General features: G+C 64.4%; 20 protein-coding genes. 14 read left to right on the forward strand and 6 right to left on the reverse strand.

The features are described 5' to 3' along the window. Positions 1-130: 130 nt before the first annotated feature. Positions 131-1,768 (forward strand): sensor histidine kinase, encoded by a 1,638-nt coding sequence (locus tag ACFOGH_RS09045; protein WP_380072741.1) that lies wholly within the window; start codon positions 131-133, stop codon positions 1,766-1,768. Further along, positions 1,765-3,105: a sigma-54-dependent transcriptional regulator gene (locus tag ACFOGH_RS09050; RefSeq protein WP_380072742.1), complete on the forward strand. Its 1,341-nt coding sequence runs from the start codon at positions 1,765-1,767 to the stop codon at positions 3,103-3,105. The genes ACFOGH_RS09045 and ACFOGH_RS09050 overlap by 4 nt, the downstream gene beginning before the upstream one ends. Before the next feature lie 173 nt (positions 3,106-3,278). Here ACFOGH_RS09050 and ACFOGH_RS09055 read toward each other — a convergent pair whose 3' ends face one another. From ACFOGH_RS09055 to ACFOGH_RS09075, 5 genes are read right to left on the reverse strand one after another with little or no spacing between them, the layout of a single operon-like run. Next, positions 3,279-4,577 (reverse strand): NAD(P)/FAD-dependent oxidoreductase, encoded by a 1,299-nt coding sequence (locus ACFOGH_RS09055; protein WP_380072743.1) that lies wholly within the window; start codon positions 4,575-4,577, stop codon positions 3,279-3,281. Further along, complete coding sequence (locus ACFOGH_RS09060; RefSeq protein ID WP_380072744.1) at positions 4,574-5,518, reverse strand: branched-chain amino acid ABC transporter permease; 945 nt, start codon at positions 5,516-5,518, stop codon at positions 4,574-4,576. Before ACFOGH_RS09060 ends, ACFOGH_RS09055 begins: the two co-directional genes overlap by 4 nt. Continuing rightward, positions 5,515-6,423: a branched-chain amino acid ABC transporter permease gene (locus ACFOGH_RS09065; protein ID WP_380072745.1), complete on the reverse strand. Its 909-nt coding sequence runs from the start codon at positions 6,421-6,423 to the stop codon at positions 5,515-5,517. The genes ACFOGH_RS09060 and ACFOGH_RS09065 overlap by 4 nt, the downstream gene beginning before the upstream one ends. Beyond that, a complete protein-coding gene (locus ACFOGH_RS09070) occupies positions 6,420-7,142 on the reverse strand; it encodes an ABC transporter ATP-binding protein (RefSeq protein WP_380072746.1) in 723 nt (240 codons plus the stop codon). The genes ACFOGH_RS09065 and ACFOGH_RS09070 overlap by 4 nt, the downstream gene beginning before the upstream one ends. Beyond that, positions 7,139-7,903, reverse strand: a complete 765-nt coding sequence (locus ACFOGH_RS09075) for an ABC transporter ATP-binding protein (RefSeq protein ID WP_380072747.1) — start codon at positions 7,901-7,903, stop codon at positions 7,139-7,141. The genes ACFOGH_RS09070 and ACFOGH_RS09075 overlap by 4 nt, the downstream gene beginning before the upstream one ends. A gap of 73 nt (positions 7,904-7,976) precedes the next feature. Here ACFOGH_RS09075 and ACFOGH_RS09080 point away from each other — a divergent pair, with 73 nt between their 5' ends. The 8 genes from ACFOGH_RS09080 (at position 7,977) to ACFOGH_RS09115 (ending at position 16,972) form a co-directional block, all read left to right on the forward strand. Beyond that, positions 7,977-8,702 carry a GntR family transcriptional regulator gene (locus ACFOGH_RS09080; protein ID WP_380072748.1) on the forward strand — a complete coding sequence of 242 codons (726 nt, stop codon included), beginning with the start codon at positions 7,977-7,979 and terminating at the stop codon, positions 8,700-8,702. Next, positions 8,699-9,166: a DUF3830 family protein gene (locus ACFOGH_RS09085; protein WP_380072749.1), complete on the forward strand. Its 468-nt coding sequence runs from the start codon at positions 8,699-8,701 to the stop codon at positions 9,164-9,166. Before ACFOGH_RS09080 ends, ACFOGH_RS09085 begins: the two co-directional genes overlap by 4 nt. Beyond that, positions 9,163-9,507: a TIGR04076 family protein gene (locus ACFOGH_RS09090; RefSeq protein WP_380072750.1), complete on the forward strand. Its 345-nt coding sequence runs from the start codon at positions 9,163-9,165 to the stop codon at positions 9,505-9,507. Before ACFOGH_RS09085 ends, ACFOGH_RS09090 begins: the two co-directional genes overlap by 4 nt. Further along, positions 9,504-10,556 (forward strand): aldo/keto reductase, encoded by a 1,053-nt coding sequence (locus ACFOGH_RS09095; protein WP_380072751.1) that lies wholly within the window; start codon positions 9,504-9,506, stop codon positions 10,554-10,556. The genes ACFOGH_RS09090 and ACFOGH_RS09095 overlap by 4 nt, the downstream gene beginning before the upstream one ends. Before the next feature lie 69 nt (positions 10,557-10,625). Further along, complete coding sequence (locus ACFOGH_RS09100) at positions 10,626-11,867, forward strand: ABC transporter substrate-binding protein (protein WP_380072752.1); 1,242 nt, start codon at positions 10,626-10,628, stop codon at positions 11,865-11,867. A gap of 132 nt (positions 11,868-11,999) precedes the next feature. After that, positions 12,000-13,181, forward strand: a complete 1,182-nt coding sequence (locus ACFOGH_RS09105; protein WP_380072753.1) for a low temperature requirement protein A — start codon at positions 12,000-12,002, stop codon at positions 13,179-13,181. A gap of 350 nt (positions 13,182-13,531) precedes the next feature. Beyond that, positions 13,532-15,391: an ABC transporter ATP-binding protein gene (locus tag ACFOGH_RS09110; RefSeq protein WP_380072754.1), complete on the forward strand. Its 1,860-nt coding sequence runs from the start codon at positions 13,532-13,534 to the stop codon at positions 15,389-15,391. A gap of 66 nt (positions 15,392-15,457) precedes the next feature. Next, on the forward strand, positions 15,458-16,972 hold the full coding sequence (locus ACFOGH_RS09115) for a malonate--CoA ligase (RefSeq protein WP_380072755.1): 1,515 nt from the start codon (positions 15,458-15,460) through the stop codon (positions 16,970-16,972). 8 nt (positions 16,973-16,980) lie between these two features. Here the strand turns inward: ACFOGH_RS09115 and ACFOGH_RS09120 are convergent, their stop codons facing one another. Then, complete coding sequence (locus ACFOGH_RS09120; protein WP_380072756.1) at positions 16,981-17,334, reverse strand: ArsR/SmtB family transcription factor; 354 nt, start codon at positions 17,332-17,334, stop codon at positions 16,981-16,983. 83 nt (positions 17,335-17,417) lie between these two features. Between ACFOGH_RS09120 and ACFOGH_RS09125 the strand changes: the two genes are divergently transcribed. The 4 genes from ACFOGH_RS09125 to kdpB all read left to right on the forward strand — a co-directional run bounded on the left by ACFOGH_RS09125 (position 17,418) and on the right by kdpB (position 22,631). Further along, positions 17,418-18,611 carry an MFS transporter gene (locus ACFOGH_RS09125; RefSeq protein ID WP_380072757.1) on the forward strand — a complete coding sequence of 398 codons (1,194 nt, stop codon included), beginning with the start codon at positions 17,418-17,420 and terminating at the stop codon, positions 18,609-18,611. A 204-nt stretch (positions 18,612-18,815) separates the two neighbouring features. Beyond that, positions 18,816-18,902: a K(+)-transporting ATPase subunit F gene (gene kdpF / locus ACFOGH_RS09130; protein WP_380073987.1), complete on the forward strand. Its 87-nt coding sequence runs from the start codon at positions 18,816-18,818 to the stop codon at positions 18,900-18,902. A 9-nt stretch (positions 18,903-18,911) separates the two neighbouring features. After that, a complete protein-coding gene (gene kdpA / locus ACFOGH_RS09135; RefSeq protein WP_380072758.1) occupies positions 18,912-20,582 on the forward strand; it encodes a potassium-transporting ATPase subunit KdpA in 1,671 nt (556 codons plus the stop codon). A 12-nt stretch (positions 20,583-20,594) separates the two neighbouring features. Then, positions 20,595-22,631, forward strand: coding sequence for a potassium-transporting ATPase subunit KdpB (gene kdpB / locus ACFOGH_RS09140; RefSeq protein WP_380072759.1), 2,037 nt, complete (start codon positions 20,595-20,597; stop codon positions 22,629-22,631). Positions 22,632-22,637 lie beyond the last annotated feature (6 nt).

The following is a 22,637-nucleotide window of genomic DNA, read 5'->3' on the forward strand; positions in this document are numbered from 1 at the left end:
GGCGACTGGCGGCAATGCATTGAAGTCATAGGTTTTTCCATATGAGGCAGGCCCAGATATGTGCGCTTTTCCACACATATGAATTCTGATAATGTGGAAAATGAAACATCATCTGAGTAAGGGCCACAGCATGACTCGCACGCTTTTGCGCCTTGGGTTTGGCGGGTTGGCCGTTGGCCTGCTGGTGTTGGCGTTTGTTCTGGCGCAGGCGGGGGCGCTGTCTCGGCTGGCTGAACAAGGTGCGGCGGCAGCGGGATCGCGGGTGCAAGCCTTGGAAAGTGTGCTGGCAACGCAGCGCGCGGTGGCGGCGATTTTATCGGATGACGGTCTGGTGAAAGACGCCTTGCGCAGCGGCAGCGCGGAGGCGCAGCAGGAGGTGTCGCGCAAGCTGGATCAGTTGCGGAGCGAAACCGCCAGCAATGTGATCTATCTGCTGGACACCAGCGGCACGGCAATTGCGGCGTCGAACTGGGACGAGCCGGTGTCTTTTGTCGGGTCGAGCTACAGCTTCCGGCGCTATTTCACCGATGCGATGGCGAAGGGCACGGCGCTGGAATTTGCGCTGGGCACCGTCAGCAAGCGCCCCGGTCTGTATCTGTCGCACGCGGTTTCGGTCGATGGCGCGGTGGCCGGGGTGGTGGTCGTCAAGATGGAGTTTGATGCGTTGGAGGCCAGTTGGGCCAGCGGGCAGGATCAGACGCGGGTGCAGGATGCGGGCGGAATTGTGCTGTTGTCCTCGACCCCGGCGGAGCGGTTTTTGCCGATGCCGCGGCTGCAGGACACGCTTAACACCGCCCGTGCCGTGCCGGGGGTGCCAGGTTGGGTGCTGACGCTCAGCTTGTCGCAGGCTCCGGCGCGGCAGGCGGGTGTGTTGGCGATGGCGGCGGCGTTGGGCGTGGAAACGCTGCTGGGCGCGCTGATCTGGTGGGCGGGGCGGGCACGGCGGCGGGCGGAAAGCCGGGCTGCGGCCGAGCGCCGCTATACCGCCGATCTGCAACGGGCGGTCGAGGATCGCACCCGCGATCTGACCGCCGAAATGGCCGAGCGCCGCAGTGCCGAGGCGCGGCTGGCGCGGATGCAGGCCGATCTGGTGCAGGCCAACAAGCTGGCGACCTTGGGCCAAGTCACTGCCGGATTGGCGCATGAGGTCAATCAGCCGCTCGCCACCATCCGGCTGCTGGCGGAGAACGCTTTGGCCTTGCAAGCCACAGCCCCCGCCGAGGTCAGCGGCAATCTGGGCAAGATCGTGCAGATGTCCGAACGCATTGGCCAGATCACCACGCATCTGCGCGGCTTTGCCCGCAAGGCGACCGGGCAGATCACTGCAGTCAGCGTGAAAGATGCGATTGACGCCTCGGTGATCCTGACCGCCTCGCGCAGCCGGGGTGCGGGGGCGCAGGTGGTGATCGAAGGCGCAGATCCGACGCTGCGGGTCAAGGCGGAAGCGGTGCGGCTGGAGCAGGTTTTGGTCAACCTGATCCAGAACGCGCAAGAGGCTTTGGCGGGCAGGCCCGATCCTGAAATCCGCATCTCGGTCACGGCGGAAGCGGGTGATGTGATGATCAGCGTGGCCGACAATGGCCCCGGCCTGCGCCCCGACATTGCCGCCCAGCTTTTCACGCCGTTTGCCACCAGCAAAGCCGATGGATTGGGGCTGGGTCTGGTGATCGCGCAAGAGATCATTCGCGATTTGGGTCACGCGTTGACCGCTGATCAGCCTAGCCCCGGTCAGGGTGCCACCTTTCGCTTCCGCTTGAGCCGCGCATGACGCCGCCCCTGGTCCGTCTGGTCGATGATGACACCGATCTGCTGGAGGCAACGACGCAATCGCTGCGCATCGCGGGGTTTCAGCCCGAGGCATTTTCTTCGGGTGCGGCGGCCTTACAGGGTTTGGATGCCGATTATCCCGGCGTGGTGCTTTCGGACATTCGGATGCCGGGGATGGACGGGTTTGAAGTGTTCCGCCGCATCCGCAGCATGGATGCGGAACTGCCGGTGATCCTGCTGACCGGGCATGGCGATGTGGCGATGGCGGTGGCGGCGATCCGTGAGGGCGCGTGGGATTTTCTGACCAAGCCGGTGGGGCTGGATGCCCTGACCGCAGCACTGCGCCGCGCGGCACAAGCGCGGGCCTTGGTGCTGGAAAACCGCGCACTGCGCGCCGACCGGCAGGTGCCTGTCGTGGCGGGGCAGCTTTTGGGCGACAGCGTGGCGATGGAGCATCTGCGCGAGACGGTGGCGCGGCTGGCCGAGGCTGGGGTGGATGCGCTGATCACCGGGCCGTCGGGGGCGGGTAAGACCCTGCTGGCACGCGCCATCCACCGCGAAGGCCCGCGCCATGCTCGTGCCTTTGTGCATGTGGCCTGCGATACCTTGGATGCGGCGCGGTTTGATCTGGATTTCTTCGGGGCCGAGGCGGGCCAGCCCGGTGCGCCGCGCCATGCCCGTCTGGTGGGGCGGCTGGAGAAAGCCCATCGCGGCACGTTGTTTCTGGACCGGATCGAGGCGCTGAGCCTGCCGCAACAGGCGCGTATCCTGCATGTGATCGAGGCGCGCGAGGTTTGGGCGGCGGGGGCGGCGGCGGCGCGGGGGCTGGATCTGCATGTGCTGGCGGCCTCGCAAGCCGATCTGGGCGCGATGGTGGCGGCGGGGGCGTTTCTGCCCGACCTGTATTATCGGCTGTCCGGGGTGACGCTGCATGTGCCCAGCCTGAAAGAGCGGCGGGGCGATATTGCCGGGCTGTTCCGACACTTCCTGCTGAGCGCCTGCGCGCGGCTGAACCTGAGCGTGCCGCAGATCACGCCCTTGGTGCAGGCGCGGCTGGCGACGCATGATTGGCCGGGGAATGCGCGGGAATTGATGCAGTTTGCGGAATCGGTGGCTTTGGGTTTGCCGGTGCTGGGCGAGGCTATGGGCGAGGATGCGCCGGGCTTGGCCGAGATGATGGCGCGGTATGAGGCCGGGATCATTCAGGAAGCGTTGCGGATGTCGGGCGGCAATGTCACCGCCGCGATGGCGCGGCTGCGGCTGCCGCGCAAGACGTTTTATGACAAGGTCAACCGGCTGGGGATCAGGCCAGAAGCGTTTCGCAAGCGCGAAGGCTGACGGCGCGGGGCTGTGGCACCTGCCGCGGCATGGCCCGCAATGGCCGCAAGGTTTTTCCCATCTGGGAATGACTTGTGTTTTTCAGCCGCTATCTCAGTGATTTCCACAATATGTTGTGGTTCGGAGGGTTTTTCGCGCGAATTGGGTGCGCGCAGCGCTGGCGTGGGCGGGGGTCAGCGGCCCAAACCGGCGGGGCTTTCGCGGCGGTCGCGCCACTGGCTGATCGGCAGCAAGGCGTTGGGCGCGTGGCGCATCAGCGCGTGCAGCGGGATCGGCGCGGGGGGGCTGGCGGGGATTGCCAAAGCCTCGGCCGGGGTGCCTGTGGCCCATTGCGCCAATTCGCGCCCCATGGCGGTGGTCATTGCGATGCCGCGCCCGTTGCAGGCGATGCCCGCGATCAGGTTCGGGGCGGGCGTGATCAGGCGCGGCAGGAAGTTGGGCATCACCGCCGCCATGCCGGACCATGCGTATTGCAGCGGTGGCAGATCGGATAGGCGCAGCATCTGCGCCATGCGGCGGTGGATGGTGCGCGGCACGCGGGTATCCGCGCCAAGGCTCAGAATGTGCATGCCCCCGGTGATCAGCCGGTTGGCGGCATCAAAGCGGAAGGTGAACAGATTGCGGCGGCTGTCGGACACGCATTCCCCACCGGGCAGCAGGCGCGTGCGGACGGATGGCGGCAGGGGTTCGGTGGCGATCTGGAACACTTTCAGCGGGAAGAAGCTGTGGGCCAAGCCGGGGATCAGGGTGTCGGCATAGGCGTTGGTGACGTTGACGACTCGGGCGGCGTGGATGGTGGCGGCTTCGGTGCGGGCCTGCCAGCCTGTGCCGCTGGGCGACAGGCTTGCGACGCGGGTGTTCTCAAAGAGTGTTGCGCCTGCGGTCTCGGCGGCGTGGGCAAGGCCACGGGCGTAGCTGACGGGGTTCAACACGCCGCCGGAATGGTCGATCCAGCCGCCAAGCCAGCCTGAGGCTCCGGTCAGCGTTTGCACGGCGGCGGCGGTCAGGAATTCAACCGGGCGGCCCTCGGCGGCCCACTGGCGGGTGCGGTCTTTGGCGCGGGCAAGGGCGGTTTCGGAGTGGGAGGGCTGTATCCAGCCAGAGCGCTGCGCATCGCACGAGATATCGTGGCGGGTGATCAGTTCGAACACCAGATCGGCGCTGGTGGCGGCCATCTGCACCAGTTGGTTGCCTTTGGTGTCGCCCAAGGTGGCGCGGATGCCATCAGGATCGACCTTGGCAAAGTTCGGCACCACGAAGCCTGCGTTGCGCCCGGTCGCCCCAAAGGCGATGTGGCTGGCCTCGACCAGCACCACGCGCAGGCCCGCCTCAGCCGCGTGCAGGGCGGTGGAGAGGCCTGCAAAACCGCCGCCGATGACCAGAAGATCGGTGCTGATCTCGCCCATCGCAGGCGGGCGCAGCGTTGTGGGGGCGGCGGTGGCGTGCCACAGGGTCGCCGGTTGCGCGATCATGCGCGGCGCTTTCCAGATTGGCTGCGCGGGCCGAAAAAGCCCTGCGGTCGCCACAGCAGGATCAGGCAGAGCATCACGCCGATGGCGACGATTTGCAGCGATGCGGCGCGGGCTTGCCAATCGGTCGGCACTACGGCGGCGCTGAACGCCCCTGCCCCGACCCAGATCGCCCAGACCACCACCGAGCCAAGGATCGCGCCACGGTTCGACCCCGATCCGCCGACCATCAGCATCGCCCAGACTTGGAAGGTCAGCGTCGGCAGATAGCCGTTGGGGGCGATGAAGCCGATGAAATGGGCTTGCACGGCTCCGGCAAGGCCCATGACGGCCCCCCCTGCGGCGAAGGCTTGGATGCGGTAGGATCGGGCGGATTTGCCGAGTGAGATTGCGGCGCGTTCGTCTTCTCGCAGCGCTTTCAGCACCCTGCCCCATGGGCTGCGGGAAAGGTGTTCGAGGGCAAGGTAGACGGCGAGGGTGACGGCGGCGATGACGCCAAGGTTGATGAAGTTGAACAAAGCCGGTTGGTCTTGCAGATGCGCGAAGGGGCGCGGGATGAAGGCGACGCCGAAGGGGCCGCCTGTCAGGGATTGGGCGTTGAGCGCCACCAGTTGCACGACGACGGCGACGCCGAAGGTGGTGATGGCGAGGTAGTCGGACTTCAGCCGCAGCGTGGCAAATCCGGTGAAGGCAGCGGCGGCGGCGGTGACGAGCGCTGCTGCCAGCCAGCCTGCGAGGATCGGCCAATCAAAGCCGCCGATGCGGTCGGCGGCCTCTGGGCTGGTGAGGATGCCCGAGGTATAGGCGCCGATGGCGACAAAGCCCGCGATTCCGACGTTGAACAGGCCGGTTTGCCCCCATTGCAGGTTCAGGCCCAGCGTGATCAGGGCGAAGATGAGGGCGCTTGAGGTGAAAAAGGCAGCGTAGCCCAACAGGTCGATCATCGTTCAGCCCTTCCAAACAGGCCCATCGGGCGGACGAGGAGTACTGCCATCAGGATGGCGAAGGCGATGGCGGCGCGCCATTCCGCGCCGATCAGTTGCACGGCGGCGGCCTCGGACAGGCCGATGATCAGGCCGCCCAGCACCGCGCCGGGGACGGAACCGATGCCACCGAGGATGGCGGCGGCGAACATCGGGAGCAGCAGATCAAGGCCCATCAGCGGGCGGATCTGCACGAGGATGCCAACCATGACTCCAGCAGCACAGGCAAGGGCCGCGCCGATGATCCATGTGGCGCGCACCACGCGGGTGGTGTCGATGCCGACGACGCGGGCAAGCGCGGGGTTCTGGCTGTAGGCGCGCATCTCGCGCCCGGTCTGGCTGCGCTGCATGAAGAGGTGCATGGCGGTGACAAGGATGATCGTGGTGGCCAGCATGACCATTTGGTCGGGGGTGATGCGGATGCCCGCGCCTACGGGAATGGCCATCTGGATGCCGCGCGAGAAATAGGTCGGGCTGGAGGTGAAGATGAACTCCAACAGGCTGCGCAGCGCCATCGACGCGCCGAAAGATGCCATCACCACGATGATCGACTGGCCCCGGTCGCGCAGGCGGGCGAACAGCAGCCAATCCAAGGCGAGGGCGAGGCAGGCGGTCAGCACCATGCCGATCAGGGTGGCGAGGATGAGGGGCCAGCCGAAGGAGAGTGCGCCGATCGGGGCGGTGGTGCCGACCAAGGCTCCGATAGCGGCGACGACGCTGAGGGTGCCGTAAGCGCCCCAAGCCATGAAATCGCCATGCGCGAAGTTGGAGAAGCGCAGGATCGAATAGGTCAGCGTGATGCCGATGGCCCCAAGGCCGATCAGGCTGCCCGAGATCAAACCGTCTGCGATAAATTGCAGGTTCATGCGTGCCTCCGCTGGCCAAGGTAAAGCTCTGCCACCACAGGATCATCCCACAGGGTTGCGGCGCGGCCTTCGTGGGCTTCGCGGCCTTCGACCAGCACATAGGCGCGGTCGCCGATGGCCAGCGCCGCGCGGGCGTTTTGTTCGACCAAGACGATGGTGAGGCCTGCCCGGCGGATTTCTGACAGGCGGGTAAACACCATCTCGACAAACTTCGGCGACAGGCCTGCCGAGGGTTCATCCAGCATCAGCACACGCGGATGCACGATCAGGGCGCGGCCCACCGCCAGCATTTGCCGCTGCCCGCCCGACAGGCTGCCAGCAGCGAGTTTGCGCTGGCGGGCGAGGTCGGGGAACATGGTGAAGGTTTCGTCAATGCGGCCCTGCACCTCGGATTTGGGCAGCACGCCACCCGCGACGCGCAGGTTTTCTTCGACCGTCATCAGGGGAAAGATGTTTTCGGTTTGCGGCACGAAGGCGAGGCCTTGGCGGACACGCAGATGGGCGGCGCCATAGGTGATGTCGCGGCCATCGAGCAGGACTTCGCCGCCCGTGATGGGGACCAATCCGGCGATGGCCTTGATAAAGCTGGATTTCCCGGCCCCGTTGGGGCCGAGGATGACGACGATTTCCTGCTCATCGGCGTGGATGGACGCACCTTTGACGATGGAAAGGCCGGGCTCATAGCCTGCGATCAGGCCTTTGACCTCAAGAATGCTCATGCCGGGGTGCCCCCAAGATAGGCCTCGATCACGCGGGGATCGCGGGCGACTTCTTGTGGCGTGCCTTCACACAGCAGTGACCCCGAGGCCATCACCAGCACGCGGTGACACAGGCGCGAGACCATGTCGATGTTGTGTTCGATCAGCACAAAGGTGACGCCAGAGGCGTTGATTTCGCGGATGCGGTCGATCAGCACCTCAAGCAGGGTTGGATTGACGCCGGCGGCGGGTTCATCCAGCAGCACCACCTTGGGGTCGGCCATCATCACGCGGGCGAGTTCCAGCAGCTTGCGCTGGCCACCCGACAACACGCGGGCGGGTTCATCGGCCAAGCGGCGCAGCGCCACGAGGTCGAGCAGGGCGAGGGCCTTGTCGCGGGCGGCGCGTTCTTCGGCGGCGATGCGGCGGGGGGCGGTGAAATTGGCCCAGAGGCGTTCGCCGGTCTGGTCTTGGCGGGCGAGCAGCATGTTGTCGATCAGCGAGAGTTCGGGAAACGGGCGCGGGATTTGAAAGGTGCGGCCCATGCCGCCCGCCAATCGGCGATGCGCCGGGGCGCGGGTGACATCCTGCCCCATCAGCCGGATTTCGCCGGAACTGGCCGCCACCGATCCGGCGAGCAGATCAAACATCGTGGTCTTGCCCGCGCCATTCGGGCCGATCAGGCCAAGGATCTCCCCAGAGGCGACAGCGAAGGACATGCCATCGACGGCCGCGATGCCGCCGAAGCGTTTGGATACGTTACGCGCTTCCAGAACTGTCATGTGCCCCCTGATGTTTGATCTGTGATCACACTTGATTTGATCACACTATGCGCGTCTAATTTGAACGAGCAAGATGATTCGTGAGGTTCGGATGGCGGTGGGGGAAAGCGGTTTGACGCTGGCGCCGGTGGGGCGGGAATCGGTGCAGGATCGGGTGTATTCCGAATTGCGCCGCGCTTTGATCTCTGGGCTGTTTGCGCCGGGGCAGGTGGTGACGATCCGGCAGTTGTCGGATGCGCTGATGACCTCGACCATGCCGGTGCGCGATGCTTTGGGGCGGCTGATCAGCGAGCGCGCGCTAGAGGCGTTGCCGAACCGCTCGATCCGGGTGCCGCCGATGACGCTGGAGCGGATTGATGATCTGCTCCGCACGCGGGTGCTGATTGAGGGCGAGGCGATTGCGCTGGCCGCCCCCCGGATGACGCCTGCGGTGATTGCGACCCTGCGCGGGTATATGGAACAGTGGCAGGTGCTGCGGCTGGATGGTGATCCCGCAACGGTCGAGCAGGAAGCGGCCTTGAATCAGGCGTTTCACTTTGAGATTTACAATGCCTGCGGATCGCCCGTGCTGATCCCGATGATCGAAAGCCTGTGGCTGCAATCGGGGCCTTGCACGCGGGCGGCGATTTTCGCGTTTTCCGAGGCTGGGGAAAGCGATAGCGCGCATTTCCATCACAATATGGTCGAGGCTTTGGCCAAGGGCGATGCGACAGCCGCGCGTGCCGCGTTGATTGCCGATATCAGCCGCCCCTTTGCATTTTTGCGCAAGAAACTTCTGTCGAAAGAGATCGCCGCATGAAAATTCGTATCACGCACGCCGCATCAGGCATGGATGTTCTGGCCCCGATGCTGCCGGAAAAGGCCCCTGCCAATGCCGCGTTCTTGTGGCGCTATCTGGAGACCCCGCGGGTGGTGCCGGGGATACATGCGATGTGGACGGGGCCGGAGATTTCCTGCCCGATCCCTGCGGCGCATCTGGGCGAGGAACCCGCCCTGCCCCCCGAGAATGCGACGCTGCATCCGCAGCCGGGCGATATTGTGCTGGCCTATGTGCCGGCGCGGATGTGGGGCGGCAATCCTGATCCGATCTTTGACATCGGGCTGTTTTACGGCCCCGGCGCGCGGATGCTGTTTCCGATCGGCTGGCTGGCGGGGTCTGTGGTGGCACAGGTACGCCCCGAGGATCGCGCGGCTTTGGCCGAGGCTTGCGGCAAGATCCGGCGCGCGGGGGCCTGCGAAATCACCTTTGAGAGGGCCGTATGATGGATGAGTTCGAGCTTTACGATCTGCGGGTGGAACTCGTGGCACCTGAGGGGGCGAAGATTTACTGCGGCAAGGTTGGCGATTGGTTTGAGCTGCGCGGTGAGCAGTTGCACCTGCCGCCGGGGCAAAGTTTCTCGATCTATTCGCTGTCGTCGATCCTGCCCTTGCTGCCTGCCAAGCAGCGGGTAACGCATCCGCATGACTGGATGACCTCGGATGCCGAGGTGGCCTGCCCCGATCCGCATTGCCCGTCGCGGCTGCGCATCACGCGGTTGGGCAAACGCACCTTCTCACATGCCGATACCACCGCCGTTCCCTTGCCGAAGGAGTCTGCCGAATGAGTGTTCCCACGTTGGAATTACGCCCCGGTTACAGCACGTCGCGGGTGATCCGGGGCGGCTGGCAGTTGGCGGGCGGGCATGGCCCGGTGGACGGCGCGCAGCAGGTGGAGGACATGATCGCCTTTGCCGATGCCGGGATCACCAGTTTCGACTGCGCCGATATTTACACCGGGGTAGAGGAGTTGATCGGGGCTTTCCGCACGGCTTACGGCAACCTGCGCGGGGCGGAAGCGCTGGCGCGGATCAAGGTGCATACCAAGCTGGTGCCGGATTTGGCGGCGCTTGAAGTGGTGGACCGCGCCAGCATCCGGCGCAGCGTGGAAACCTCGCTGTCGCGGCTGCGGATGGATCGGCTGGATCTGGTGCAGTTCCATTGGTGGGATTACGCGGTGCCGCGCTATCTTGAGGCCGTGGGCTGGCTGAATGAGATGCGGGCCGAGGGCAAGGTTGATCAGATCGGTGGGACCAATTTCGATACCGCGCGGACGGTGGAGATTATTGAGTCCGGCGTGCCGCTGCTGTCGATGCAGGTGCAATACAGCCTGATCGACACGCGGGCCGAGCGGCTGCTGGCGCAGGCTGCGGCGGAACATGGCATGTGGATTTTCTGCTATGGCACGGTGGCGGGGGGGTTCCTGGGCGACCGCTGGCTGGGCGTGGCCGAGCCAGAGCATCCGCTGGAGAACCGCTCGCTGACAAAATACAAGCTGATCATCGACGATTTCGGCGGCTGGGATCTGTTCCAAGCCTTGCTGCGCTGCCTGCGCGGCATTGCGGATCGGCATGACACCGATATTGCCACCGTCGCCAGTGCCGCGATGCTGGAACGCCCGCGCGTCGCGGCGGTGATCGTCGGCGCGCGCAACCGCAGCCATCTGGCGCAGAACCTGAAGGTGGCGGGCCTCGCTTTGACGGCGCAAGACCGTGCGGAAATCGCGGCGGTGTTGGCGCAGGGCCATGTGCCCGAGGGCGATACTTATACTTTGGAGCGAGACCGCAACGGGCGGCACGGCCAGATCATCAAATACAACCTGAATAAGGCGTCTTGAACGCCAGCGCGCGGATCAGCCTGCCCTCGCGCGCATAACAAAAGGCTTATACCAACAGATGAGGACAACATGAAAAAGCTACTTCTGGCCAGCGTCGCCGCCCTGCTGCCGATGGGCGCGCAGGCTTGCGACATCACCGTCGGTCTGGTGCTGGAACTTACCGGAGAGGCGGGCGCATATGGCCAAGCCGGGGCGAAATCGGTCGAGATGGCTTTCCGCGATCTGAACGATGCGGGCGGTGTGGCGGGCTGCACGCTGAAAACCGACACCCGTGACAGCCAGACTCAGGCGAATTTGGCGGTAGATGCGGCCACGCAACTGGTGCAGGTCGCCAAGGTGCCCGCAATCATCGGCGGCATTATCAGCCCGATGTCGATCCCGATCCTGACGTCGGTGACTGGCCCGGCCAAGGTGCTGCAAGTCTCGCCCGCGTCATCCTCGCCGACGCTGACCGAGCTTGGCCGTGATGGCAAAACCAATGGCGTGTTCTTCCGCACCATCACCTCGGACGCGCTGCAAGGGGTGGCTGCGGCGCAGTTCGCGATCAATCAGGGCATGAAGAAGATCGTGATCATCCACCAGAACAACGACTTCGGCGTCAATCTGGCCAAGGAATTCACCGCGCCCTACACCGCTTTGGGTGGCACGGTGGTGTCGGTCACGCCTTATAACGCCAAGCAATCCAGCTATGCCGCCGAAGTCACCGCCGCGATGGCCGGGGAGCCGGATGCGTTGTATCTGATTTCCGACCCGGTGGATGGTGCGACCATTGCCCGGACGTGGATCAGCCAAGGCGGCGTGCAGAAGTTCCTGCTGAATGACGGCATGAACTCGGACGATTTCATCTCGGCAGTGGGCGCGGAATATCTGGGCGGGGCTTATGGCACCTCGTCAGGCAGCGTGGCCTCGGCCTCGACCGAGTATTTCAACGCCAATTACAATGCCTTCTCGGGGCTGGACCCGGCGGCCCCTGCCGCTGACCGTTCTTATGATGCGGGCGCGCTGGTGGGCCTGGCGATTGCGATTGCAGGCGGGCCGGATGCGGCGAAACTGCCCGAGGCTTTGCGCAAGGCGGTCGATCCGGCGGGTGAGGTCATTCATGCTGGCAAGGAGGAATTCACCAAGGCGCTGGCGCTGATCAAGGAAGGCAAACCGATCCGCTATGAAGGCGTGATCGGCCCGGTGAATTTCGACCAGTATGGAGATATTTCCGGCCCGTTCCGGCTGTGGCAGATCGTCGATGGCAAAGTCACCACCGTGGGCGAGATGACCACGGCGGATGTCGATGCGATCAAGGCCAAGGTGAAGTAATCAGGCCGGATTTGCGCGTGAGCGGCCCGCTTTGGCGGGCCGTTTTCATTTTGCCGCCCGCCCTTGGTTGCATCGCAATGCAATATTCTGGATACATCTTCTATCGTGTCAATTTTTTCAAAGGTTATCCCCGTGCTCTCGACCCTTGACCGTCTGATCCCCACCACCGCCCTGCGCCAGCTTGGCCCCGCCGACAGCCCGCGCGTGACCAATATGGAGCTGTTTTTCGATCTGGTTTATGTGTTCTCGATCATCCAGCTTTCGCATTTCCTGCTGGCGCATGAAAGCTGGCTGGGCGCGCTGGAGGCGGTGACTTTGTTCGCCGCCGTCTGGTGGGCGTGGAATTACACGGCTTGGGCGACGAACTGGCTGAACCCTGATCATGCCAGCGGGCGGATGCTGATGGCGGTGCTGATGGGCTGTGCGCTGCTGATGGCGGTGGCGATGCCCGAGGCTTATGGCAGTCGGGCGGGGCTGTTCGTGGGGGCTTATGTGGCGATGGCGCTGATCCGCGCGGGCTATATGGCGCTGGTGTTCCGCGGGCAAAGGATGGGGCAGAACTATGCCCAGCTTTGCGCATGGAGCGCGATTTCCGGGGCGTTCTGGATTGCGGGGGCTTTGCTGCCCGAACAGCGGGTCTGGCTGTGGATCGTGGCGGTGCTGCTGGATTACGCGGCACCCTATCTGGGCTTTTGGCTGCCGAACCTGGGTGCGACGCCGATGCAAAGCTGGCCGCTGCGGGGCTTGCATTTGCTGGAGCGCAATCAGCAGGTGTTCATCATCGCGCTGGGGGAATCGGTGCTGTTGCTGGGCGGTTTGCTGGTGGAACATCCGCTGCATGCCGATGTGATGGCGGCGGCGGGCTTGGGGTTTTTGCTGATCCTCAGCCTGTGGTGGATTTACTTCGTGCATCTGTCCGAGGCCGGTGAGCATGGCTTTGCCCATTCTGCCGATCATACCCGGATGGCGCGAGCGGGGTTGGCTTATGCGCATGGCGTGATGGTGTGTGGGGCGATTGTGGTGGCGGTGGCGATCGAGATGATCGTGGCGCATCCGCTTGAAGCGGTTCATACCCCGGTGGCGCTGATCGCGGCGGCGGGGCCTGCGATCTTTCTGGCAGGCTCGGCGCTGTTTCACCGGGTGATGGCGCAGAAACTGCCGCTGGCCTATCTGGGGGCTGTGCTGGCGCTGGTGGTCTGGGCTGGCCTGTGCCTGACGCTGCATCTGAACGGCTTGTGGCTGGCTGCGGGCGTGCTGGCGGTGATGCTGGCGCTGGCAGGACTGGGGCACAAGGGCGCGCATCACGCGGGCTAGGCTGTGCGACTTGCACGCGTTTGGGAGCATCCAAGTTCGGGCGGAAACAGGAAACGCATCGCGTTTCCCCGCCCGCGTGCGCGGCCTCACCCTGTAGTCGGCTCAGCAAGAAACCCCTGAAGCCAGTGCCCGACCCGGCGGGCGAGAAGCGCCCGCCAGCGGCGGGTCGGGCGCTGGCCGGGCCTTTGGGGCCCGGCGGTCTCAGCGGTATCTGCGCCGCATGGCGAAGGCGATGGCCTTCGCCAGATTGTTCAGGGTGAATGCAGAGCCAACACTCGCCGCGCTTCGCGCTTTTCCCCGCCCTGCGGTTCTGCCAAAATGCCCACGGGGCGCGAAGGAGACCCATATCGGTGAGTTCCGCAAGATTGCCCCCTGCCCCGGCCTCTATCCGCGCGCGGTTCGCCGCGCTGCGCAACATCGGCCCGTTTCTGGCGTTGGTCTGGCAGGCCAGCCCTGCGCTGATGCTGATTTCGATGCTGCTGCGGCTGGTGCGCGCGGTGCTGCCGGTGGCGGCCTTGTGGATCGGCAAGCTGATCATCGACGAGGTGGTGCGGCTGTCTGCCCTGCCCGGCCACCCCACCGACCTTTCGGGCTGGTGGAACAGCCATGCCTTGGGCGCGCTGACGGCTTATGTTCTGGCCGAATTTGCGCTGGCGATCCTGTCGGATGTGCTGGGCCGGGTGGTGGGGCTGGTCGATAGCCTGCTGTCGGACCGCCTGACAATGTCGTCCTCGATCCGGCTGATGGAACATGCGGCGACGCTGGATCTGGAAGATTTCGAGGACGCCGGTTTTCAGGACAAGCTGGAGCGTGCGCGCCGTCAGGCCAGTGGCCGGATGACGCTGATGGGCCTGTTGTTCACCCAGATGCAGAACCTTGTCACCGTCGCCACCTTTGCTGCGGGGTTGGTGATCTTCAATCCCTGGCTGATCCTGCTGCTGGCGCTTGCGCTGATCCCGGCTTTCATCGGTGAGGCGCATTTCAACGCCCAGACCTATGCGCTGGACTTTGGCCGCACGCCCGAGCGGCGCGAGTTGGATTATGTCCGCCAGACCGCCGCCAGCGTGGAATCTGCGAAAGAGGTCAAGATCTTTGGACTGAACGGTTTTCTGACCGAGCGCTACCGCGACCTGTCGGAAAGCTTTTACACCGCCAGCCGCAAGATCGCACAGGCGCGGGCGATCTGGGGCGGCGTGCTGACGGCGCTGGGCACGCTGGGCTATTACGCGGCCTATGCTTGGATCATCGCGGGCACGCTGGCGGGGCAGTTAAGTCTGGGCGACCTGACGTTTCTGTCAGGGTCTTTCCTGCGGCTGCGCGGGCTGCTGGAGGGCTTGCTGACCTCGTTCTCCTCCACCGCGGCGCAGGCGTTGTATCTGGACGATCTGTTCAGCTTTTTTGAGGTGCAGCCGGAAATCCTGTCGCCGCCCGATGCGCTGCCGATGCCTGCGCCGATCCGTCAGGGGTTTGTGTTTGAAAACGTCGGCTTTCGCTATCCGGGGGCCGAGCGTTGGGCGGTGCGCGGGCTGAATTTCACGCTGTACGCGGGCGAGACCTTGGCGCTGGTGGGCGAAAACGGTGCGGGAAAAACCACCCTGGTCAAGCTGCTGGCGCGGCTTTACGACCCGGATGAGGGGCGCATCCTGCTGGATGGGCAAGACCTGCGAAACTATGATCTGGACGGTTTGCGCGGCGCAATGGGCGTGATCTTTCAGGATTTCATGCGCTATAACCTGTCTGCCGCCGACAATATCGCGGTGGGCCGTATCGCCGAACGCGACAACCGCCCGCGCATCATCGACGCCGCCCGCCGCAGTCTGGCCGATCAGGTGATCGAACGGCTGCCGGAAGGCTATGATCAGATGATCGGCAAGCGTTTTCGCAATGGGGTCGAATTGTCGGGGGGCGAGTGGCAAAAGCTGGCCATCGCGCGCGCCTATATGCGCGGGGCCGAGGTGCTTATTCTGGATGAACCCACGGCGGCCTTGGATGCACGCTCGGAATTCGAGGTGTTTCAGCGGTTCAAGGAACTCAGTGCGGGCAAAACCGCCGTGCTGATCTCGCACAGGTTCAGTTCGGTGCGGATGGCGGACCGGATTCTGGTGCTGGCCGATGGCCGGGTTGAGGCCGCGGGCACGCATGAGGAATTGCTGGCGCAATCGGGGCGTTATGCCGAATTGTTCGAGTTGCAGGCGGCGGGCTATCGCTAAGGCTTTGGCTGGATTGGCGGCGCGAGATCGGTGATAACAGGGCAAATGCCCCAGCCGGAGTCTGCGATGTCTGCCAATCTGTTCGATATTCTGGAACACGCGATCACCGACCCCGATGCGACAGCGATTGAAACCCCAGACGGCGCGCGCCTTGGCTATGGCGATCTGGTGGCGCGGACGGGGCAGATGGCCAATGCCTTGCAGGGCTTTGGCGTGAAACCCGGCGACCGGGTGGCGGTGCAGGTGGAGAAATCGCTGGCGGCGGTGATCCTGTATCTGGCGACGGTGCGTGCGGGGGCGGTGTTCTTGCCGCTGAATACGGGCTATACGGCGGCAGAAATGGCCTATTTCATCGGCGATGCAGAACCCGCGCTGTGCGTCTGCGATCCGGGTGCGCTGGCGGCGATCTCGCCACTGGCCGAAGCCGCAGGCGCGCGGGTGGCCACGCTGGATGCAAACGGCAATGGCAGCCTGAGCGATGCCGCAACCGCTGCACCCACCAGCTTCGCCACCTGCCCGCGAAAGCCCGATGATCTGGCGGCGCTGCTGTATACCTCGGGCACCACCGGGCGATCCAAGGGGGCGATGCTGAGCCATGACAATCTGGTGTCCAACGCTTTGGCGCTGCGCGAGGCATGGCACTACACACCCCGCGATGTCCTGATCCATGCGCTGCCGATCTTTCACACCCACGGGCTGTTCGTTGCCACCAACATCACGCTGTTTTCGGGGGCGGCGATGATCCTGCTGCCGAAGTTCGATGTGGGCCAGATTCTCCGGGTGATGCCGCGCGCCACGGTGTTGATGGGGGTGCCGACATTCTACACGCGGCTTTTGCAGGATGATCGGCTGACGGCGCAGGCGACGGCGCATATGCGGCTGTTCGTGTCAGGCTCTGCCCCGCTTTTGGCCGAGACGCACCGCGACTGGCAGGCGCGCACCGGCCATGCGATCTTGGAACGCTACGGCATGACGGAAACCAACATGAACACCTCAAACCCCTATGACGGCGCGCGGGTGGCGGGCACGGTGGGGTTGCCGCTGCCGGGGACGGAGGTGATCGTGACTGATCCTGAGACGGGTGCGGCCCTGCCGCAGGGTGAGATCGGCATGATCGAAGTGCGCGGGGCGAATGTGTTCAAAGGCTATTGGCGGATGCCCGAGAAAACCGCAGCCGAGTTGCGCTCCACTGGGTTTTTCATCACGGGTGACTTGGGGCGGATCGACGAGAACGGCTATGTCCACATCGTCGGGCGCGGCAAGGATCTGATCATCACCGGCGGCTATAACGTCTATCCCAAAGAGGTCGAGGCCGAGATTGACGAGATCCCCGGCGTGCTGGAGTCTGCTGTGATCGGCATTGCGCACAAGGATTTTGGCGAGGCGGTGACGGCGATTGTCGTCCTCACGGCTGCGCCCGCGCTGACCGAGGCCGCGATCATCAGTGCGATTGAAGGCCGCTTGGCGCGGTTCAAGCTGCCCAAACGGGTGATCTTTGTGGCCGAGTTGCCGCGCAACACGATGGGCAAGGTGCAAAAGAACCTGCTGCGCGATCAGTTTGCCGGGCTTTATCAGGGCTAAGCCGCGGTCTAGATCGGCTCTGCCACCACAGGCGGGGCGCTGGCAAGGATTGCATCCAGCAGACCCGGAAAGCGGTGATCCAGATCATCGCGCCGCAGGCTTAACCTGCGGCCACGGCCCTTTGGCTCATTCCGGATCACGCCTGCCTCGCGCAGCACGCGCATCAGATGCGATTTGGTCGATTTGGCGATGGAGGGGTCTTGCAACTGGCAGCGCGCCATATCGACCGGGCCTGCCACCAGTTGCGCGACAATCGCCAGCCGTGCCGGGTCACTCAGTGCAAACAGCACCTGCGCCAGCACGAGCTCTTCGCGGGCGGGATGCGGCAGATCGCCGATGGGAAAGGGAATATCCTGGCTCATGGTTCGAATATAGTTGAACCATCCAGGCGGGGATAGTAGGAAACGGTTCGAAAATAGTCGAACCTTAACCACGCGAGTCCCAGATGCCGCTTGAAATCCCCTATACCGCACGGCACCGCGCGGGCTTTGGCATCGTGCTGGCGGGGCTTTTGCTGATGATGGCCAGTGCCTCGGCCCCTTCGCCGTTTTATCCGGTGCTGCAACATGACATCGGCTTTTCCGACCCCGCGCTGACCGGGATTTTCGCGGTTTACACGGTGTTTCTGCTGGCGACGCTGCTGACGGCGGGGTCGTGTTCCGATCATCTGGGGCGGCGTCCGGTGCTATCGGTGGGGTTTGCGGGGTTGGCGCTGTCGCTGCTGATCTTTGCTCAGGCGACCACGGTCGAGGGCCTGCTGATCGCGCGTGCTCTGCAGGGCATCGCCTGCGCGCTGCTGCTGTCCACCCTGTCGGCCACGATTGTCGATCTTGAGCCGCCCAGCCGGCCCGGTGGTGCCGCCATCGCAAATTCGGTGATCCCGCTGATCGGGCTGGCCTTGGGCGCGCTTGCGGCGGGTTATGTCATGGGCGTGACCAGTGCTGCGAAGCTGGATGTGTTCGGCAGCCTGATCGGGTTGTGTCTGGTGCTGGCGATTGCGGTCTGGGGCCTGCCCGAAACCTCGCCCCGGCATGAGGGGCTGTTGCAGGCATTGCGCCCCCGCTTGGGCCTGCCGCCACGCGCCCGTGCGGCGTTCTGGCGGGCGGCCCCGGCGATCATCGCGGGTTGGGCCACGGGCGGGCTTTATCTGTCGCTGGGCGCGCCGATTGTGGCGCGGATTTTCGGGCTGCACAGCACCTTGATGCAGGCGTTTGTGGTGACGTTGCTGTCGGGCATGGGGGCGCTGGCCTGCTATCTGGCCCGCCACCGCAGCCCGCGCCAGATCACTTTGGGCGGCACGGCGGCCTTGGCGATGGGCACGGCGCTGACGCTGATCGGCATGGCCTTGCCGTCGCTGCCCTTGTATCTGGTGGCGCTGGGTATCGCGGGCATGGGCTTTGGCACCTGCTTTTATGGCGCGTTGCGCACGCTGATCCCACTGAGTTCGCCCGATGAACGCGGCGAGTTCTTTGCGGCGATCCTGACGCTCAGCTACACCGCCTTCGGCGCGCCCACCCTGATTGCGGGGATGCTTTTGCCGCATCTGGGGCTGACCAGCACGGCGGTGGGTTATGGGGTGATGATCGTGATTCTAGCTTCGGTCGCGGGGCTTTTGCGCAAGTTCACCAGAACCGACTAAGCCCGCCCCTGCCCGCGATCTTTACGCGGCCTTTACGCGAAGCACCTGCCTTCGCCATATCCCCCTCACGCAGGGACAGGGCAATTTGACCCGGTAAATACCGGAGCAAAACCATGTCCGACCTTGTCTATCTTGCGCTGACCTTCGCGGCCTTTGGCGGCGTCGCGGCCTTGATCCGCATTCTCGACCGTCTGTGAGGAAATCATGTTCGATCTGATCCTTGGCCTTGCCGTTGCGGTGGGGCTGTTCGTCTATCTTGCGGTGGCGCTGATCGCCCCGCAGCGTTTCTAGGGGGCGGCGATGACTTTTGTTTCCTATGCCCTCTACTTCGCCACCCTGACAGCGCTTGGCCTTGGCCTTGCGGTCTGGATGCGCGCGGTGTTTGAGGCCCGCATCCCGGCATTGGCCGCCATCGACCGCGTTGTGCTGCGCAGTGCAGGCGTTGATCCTGACCGGCAGATGGGCTGGACCGCTTACGCGATGGCGGTGCTGGTGTTCAACTTGGCCGGGTTCGTGCTGCTCTACGCGCTGCTGCGCCTGCAAGGCTATCTGCCGCTGAATCCCGATGGCATTGGCGCGATGTCGCCTGACCTTGCCTTCAACACCGCGATCAGCTTTGTCACCAACACCAACTGGCAGGCCTATTCCGGCGAGGCGCAACTAAGCTACCTGAGCCAGATGGCCGGGCTGACGGTGCAGAACTTTGTCTCGGCCGCGAGCGGCATGGCGGTGGGCGTCGCGGTGATCCGTGGCTTTACCGGCGCGAAGGACAGCGGGCTTGGCAACTTCTGGGCCGATATGACCCGCGCGACGCTGTGGATTTTGCTGCCGCTGTCGATCGTGCTGGCGCTGTTTCTGGCGCAGCAAGGTGTGCCGCAAACCCTGCTGGGGGCGGTTCACACGACGGGGGTTGAGGGCGCGCAGCAGATCATCCCGCGCGGCCCTGCGGCGGCGCAAATCGCCATCAAGCAACTGGGCACCAACGGCGGCGGCTTTTTCGGCGTGAACTCGGCGCATCCGTTTGAAAACCCGACAGTTGCTTCGGACTTGGCGCAGTGTCTGTCAATCCTGCTGATCCCAGTGGCGTTCTGCTTTCTGTTCGGCGCGATGGCGCGTGACCGTCGCCAAGGCTGGGCGATCTTTGCGACCATGGGCATTCTGCTGCTGGCAGGGCTTGCGGTGGTGCATTTCTACGAGGCCGCAGGCAACCCGAGCCTTGGGCTGGGCGCGAATATGGAAGGCAAGGAAGCCCGGTTTGGCGCGATGCTGTCGTCGCTGTGGGCGGCCTCGACCACCGCCGCATCTAATGGGTCGGTCAACGCGATGCATGACAGCTTCATGCCGCTGTCGGGCATGGTGCTGATGGTGTTCATGCAGATTGGCGAGGTGATCTTTGGCGGCGTGGGATCTGGCCTTTATGGCATGCTGCTCTATTGCATCATCGCGGTGTTTCTGGCCGGGCTGATGGTGGGCCGCACGCCCGAATACCTTGGCCGCAAGATCGAAGCGCGCGAGGTGACGCTGGCCGTCGTGGCGTTCCTGTCGATGCCGGTGGGGATTCTGGTGGTGGGCGCGCTGGCGGTGACGATGCCCAGCGCCGTGGCCGCGATCCAAGATCCCGGCCCGCATGGCTTTAGCGAAGTGCTCTATGCCTATTCCAGCGCCACCGGCAACAACGGCTCGGCGTTCGGTGGCTTTGGGGCCGCCCTGCCCTGGCACACCACGGCGATTGGTCTGGTGATGATCTTGGGGCGCTATGCGATGATCGTGCCGCTGCTGGCGATTGCAGGCTCGCTCAGCCGTAAGACCCGCGCCGAGGCCACCGCAGGCACCTTCCCCACGCATGGGCCGCTGTTTGTGACCCTGCTGATCCTGACCGTGCTGATCCTGGGCGCGCTGACCTTCTTTCCGGTGCTGGCCCTGGGGCCGATTGCGGAAGAAACCGCGCGCGCTGTAGGCCAAAGCTTTTAAGGACTTGAAATCATGTCAAACTCTATCCCAACCGCGTCCTTGCGCGATCTGGCCCCGCAGGCCCTGCGGCAGACCTTTGTCAAGCTGAACCCGCGCGGCCTTGCCCGCAATCCGGTGATCTTCACCACTGCCATCGTGGCGGTGATGACCACCATCCTGTCGCTGCGCGATATTGCCAGCGGCACCACCGGCGGCTGGCAAGCGCTGCATATCTCGCTTTGGCTGTGGCTATGCGTGCTGTTTGCCAACTTTGCCGAGGCTTTGGCCGAGGGCCGTGGCAAGGCGCGCGCCGATACGCTGCGCGCCACCAAGACCTCGGGCTATGTCAAACGTCTGGAGGGGCCGCAAAGTGCCTTCGATGTGGCGCTGCTGACGCCGATTGACGAATTGCGCGCGGGCCAGTTCGTGCTGGTCGAGGCGGGCGACATCATTCCCACCGATGCCGAGGCCGTGCGCGGTGTGGCATCGGTGAACGAAAGTGCCATCACGGGCGAAAGTGCGCCCGTGATCCGCGAGGCGGGCGGGGATCGGTCGTCCGTCACCGGCGGCACCACCATCGTGTCGGATTGGCTGGTGCTGCGCATCACCGCCGAGCCCGGCAAAAGCTTTCTCGACCGCATGATTGCCATGGTCGAAGGCGCCGAGCGGCAAAAGACCCCGAATGAAATCGCGTTGAACATCCTGCTGGCGGGGTTGACGCTGATCTTCCTGTTTGTCGTTGTCACCCTGCCCGCTTTTGCCAATTTCGCGGGCCTGAGCATCCCTGTCGTGGTGTTGGGTGCGCTGTTTGTCACGCTGATCCCCACCACCATCGGTGGCCTCTTGTCGGCAATCGGCATCGCCGGGATGGACCGTTTGGTGAAGTTCAACGTCATCGCCAAATCGGGCCGCGCGGTGGAAGCCGCAGGCGATGTCGACACGCTGCTGCTGGACAAGACCGGGACGATCACCTTCGGCAACCGTATGGCGGATGCGCTGATCCCCGCCCCCGGCGTGGATATGGCCGCATTGGCCGAGGCCGCCTATCTGGCCTCGCTTGCCGACGAGACGCCCGAGGGCCGCTCGATTGTCGAGAAAGCCCGCAGCCTGCTGGGCCGCGACCTTGCCCTGCCCGCGGATGCGGCGGCGGTGGAGTTCACCGCGCAAACCCGGCTGTCGGGGTTGGATCTGGCCGATGGCACCAGCTTGCGCAAGGGGGCGATTGATGCGGTGGTGCGGCTGACCGGGCAAAGCCCTGCCGCAGCGCTGGCGCAGGATATTGATGCGATTGCACGATCAGGCGGCACGCCGCTGCTGGTGGCCAAGGGTATGAATATTCTGGGTGCGGTGCATCTGAAAGACGTGGTGAAACCCGGCGTGCGCGAACGCTTTGCCGAGTTGCGCGCCATGGGCATCCGCACGGTGATGATCACCGGCGACAATCCCTTGACCGCTGCTGCGATTGCCGCCGAGGCCGGTGTGGATGATTTCCTTGCCGAAGCCACGCCCGAGATGAAGCTGGACCTGATCCGGCGTGAACAATCGGGGGGTCGTCTGGTCGCGATGTGCGGCGACGGTTCCAACGACGCGCCTGCTTTGGCGCAGGCCGATGTGGGCGTGGCGATGAACGCAGGCACCCCTGCCGCGAAAGAGGCGGCCAACCTGATCGACTTGGATAGCGATCCGACCAAGCTGATCGAGATCGTCATGGTCGGCAAAGAGCTGTTGATCTCGCGCGGATCACTGACCACGTTTTCCATCGCCAACGACGTGGCGAAATACTTCGCCATCCTGCCCGCGCTGTTTGTCGGGGCCTATCCTGGCCTTGGCGTGCTGAACATCATGGGGCTGGCCTCGCCGAATTCGGCGATCCTGTCGGCGGTGATCTTCAACGCGCTGATCCTGATTGCGCTGGTGCCGCTGGCCCTGCGCGGGGTGAAATACCGCCCCTCAAGCGCCGCCGTGCTGCTGCGGCGCAACCTGCTGATCTATGGCTTGGGTGGTCTGATCGTGCCGTTCTTTGGCATCAAGGCCATCGACCTTGCCCTTGTCGCGCTGCATCTGGCCTAAGGAATC

The sequence above is a fragment of the Cypionkella sinensis genome (assembly GCF_042646385.1).
In the GTDB taxonomy this organism is placed as follows: domain Bacteria; phylum Pseudomonadota; class Alphaproteobacteria; order Rhodobacterales; family Rhodobacteraceae; genus Cypionkella; species Cypionkella sinensis.

Bases quoted from the DNA above. Each gene is read 5' to 3' on its own strand.
- ACFOGH_RS09055 (WP_380072743.1), bottom strand. From the start codon at position 4,577: ATGATCGCGCAACCGGCGACCCTGTGGCACGCCACCGCCGCCCCCACA.
- ACFOGH_RS09070 (WP_380072746.1), bottom strand. From the start codon at position 7,142: ATGAGCATTCTTGAGGTCAAAGGCCTGATCGCAGGCTATGAGCCCGGC.
- ACFOGH_RS09050 (WP_380072742.1), top strand. From the start codon at position 1,765: ATGACGCCGCCCCTGGTCCGTCTGGTCGATGATGACACCGATCTGCTG.
- ACFOGH_RS09095 (WP_380072751.1), top strand. From the start codon at position 9,504: ATGAGTGTTCCCACGTTGGAATTACGCCCCGGTTACAGCACGTCGCGG.
- ACFOGH_RS09125 (WP_380072757.1), top strand. From the start codon at position 17,418: ATGCCGCTTGAAATCCCCTATACCGCACGGCACCGCGCGGGCTTTGGC.
- ACFOGH_RS09060 (WP_380072744.1), bottom strand. From the start codon at position 5,518: ATGATCGACCTGTTGGGCTACGCTGCCTTTTTCACCTCAAGCGCCCTC.
- ACFOGH_RS09045 (WP_380072741.1), top strand. From the start codon at position 131: ATGACTCGCACGCTTTTGCGCCTTGGGTTTGGCGGGTTGGCCGTTGGC.
- kdpF (WP_380073987.1), top strand. From the start codon at position 18,816: ATGTTCGATCTGATCCTTGGCCTTGCCGTTGCGGTGGGGCTGTTCGTC.
- ACFOGH_RS09115 (WP_380072755.1), top strand. From the start codon at position 15,458: ATGTCTGCCAATCTGTTCGATATTCTGGAACACGCGATCACCGACCCC.
- ACFOGH_RS09120 (WP_380072756.1), bottom strand. From the start codon at position 17,334: ATGAGCCAGGATATTCCCTTTCCCATCGGCGATCTGCCGCATCCCGCC.
- ACFOGH_RS09100 (WP_380072752.1), top strand. From the start codon at position 10,626: ATGAAAAAGCTACTTCTGGCCAGCGTCGCCGCCCTGCTGCCGATGGGC.
- kdpB (WP_380072759.1), top strand. From the start codon at position 20,595: ATGTCAAACTCTATCCCAACCGCGTCCTTGCGCGATCTGGCCCCGCAG.
- ACFOGH_RS09075 (WP_380072747.1), bottom strand. From the start codon at position 7,903: ATGACAGTTCTGGAAGCGCGTAACGTATCCAAACGCTTCGGCGGCATC.
- ACFOGH_RS09065 (WP_380072745.1), bottom strand. From the start codon at position 6,423: ATGAACCTGCAATTTATCGCAGACGGTTTGATCTCGGGCAGCCTGATC.
- ACFOGH_RS09090 (WP_380072750.1), top strand. From the start codon at position 9,163: ATGATGGATGAGTTCGAGCTTTACGATCTGCGGGTGGAACTCGTGGCA.
- ACFOGH_RS09080 (WP_380072748.1), top strand. From the start codon at position 7,977: ATGATTCGTGAGGTTCGGATGGCGGTGGGGGAAAGCGGTTTGACGCTG.
- ACFOGH_RS09085 (WP_380072749.1), top strand. From the start codon at position 8,699: ATGAAAATTCGTATCACGCACGCCGCATCAGGCATGGATGTTCTGGCC.
- kdpA (WP_380072758.1), top strand. From the start codon at position 18,912: ATGACTTTTGTTTCCTATGCCCTCTACTTCGCCACCCTGACAGCGCTT.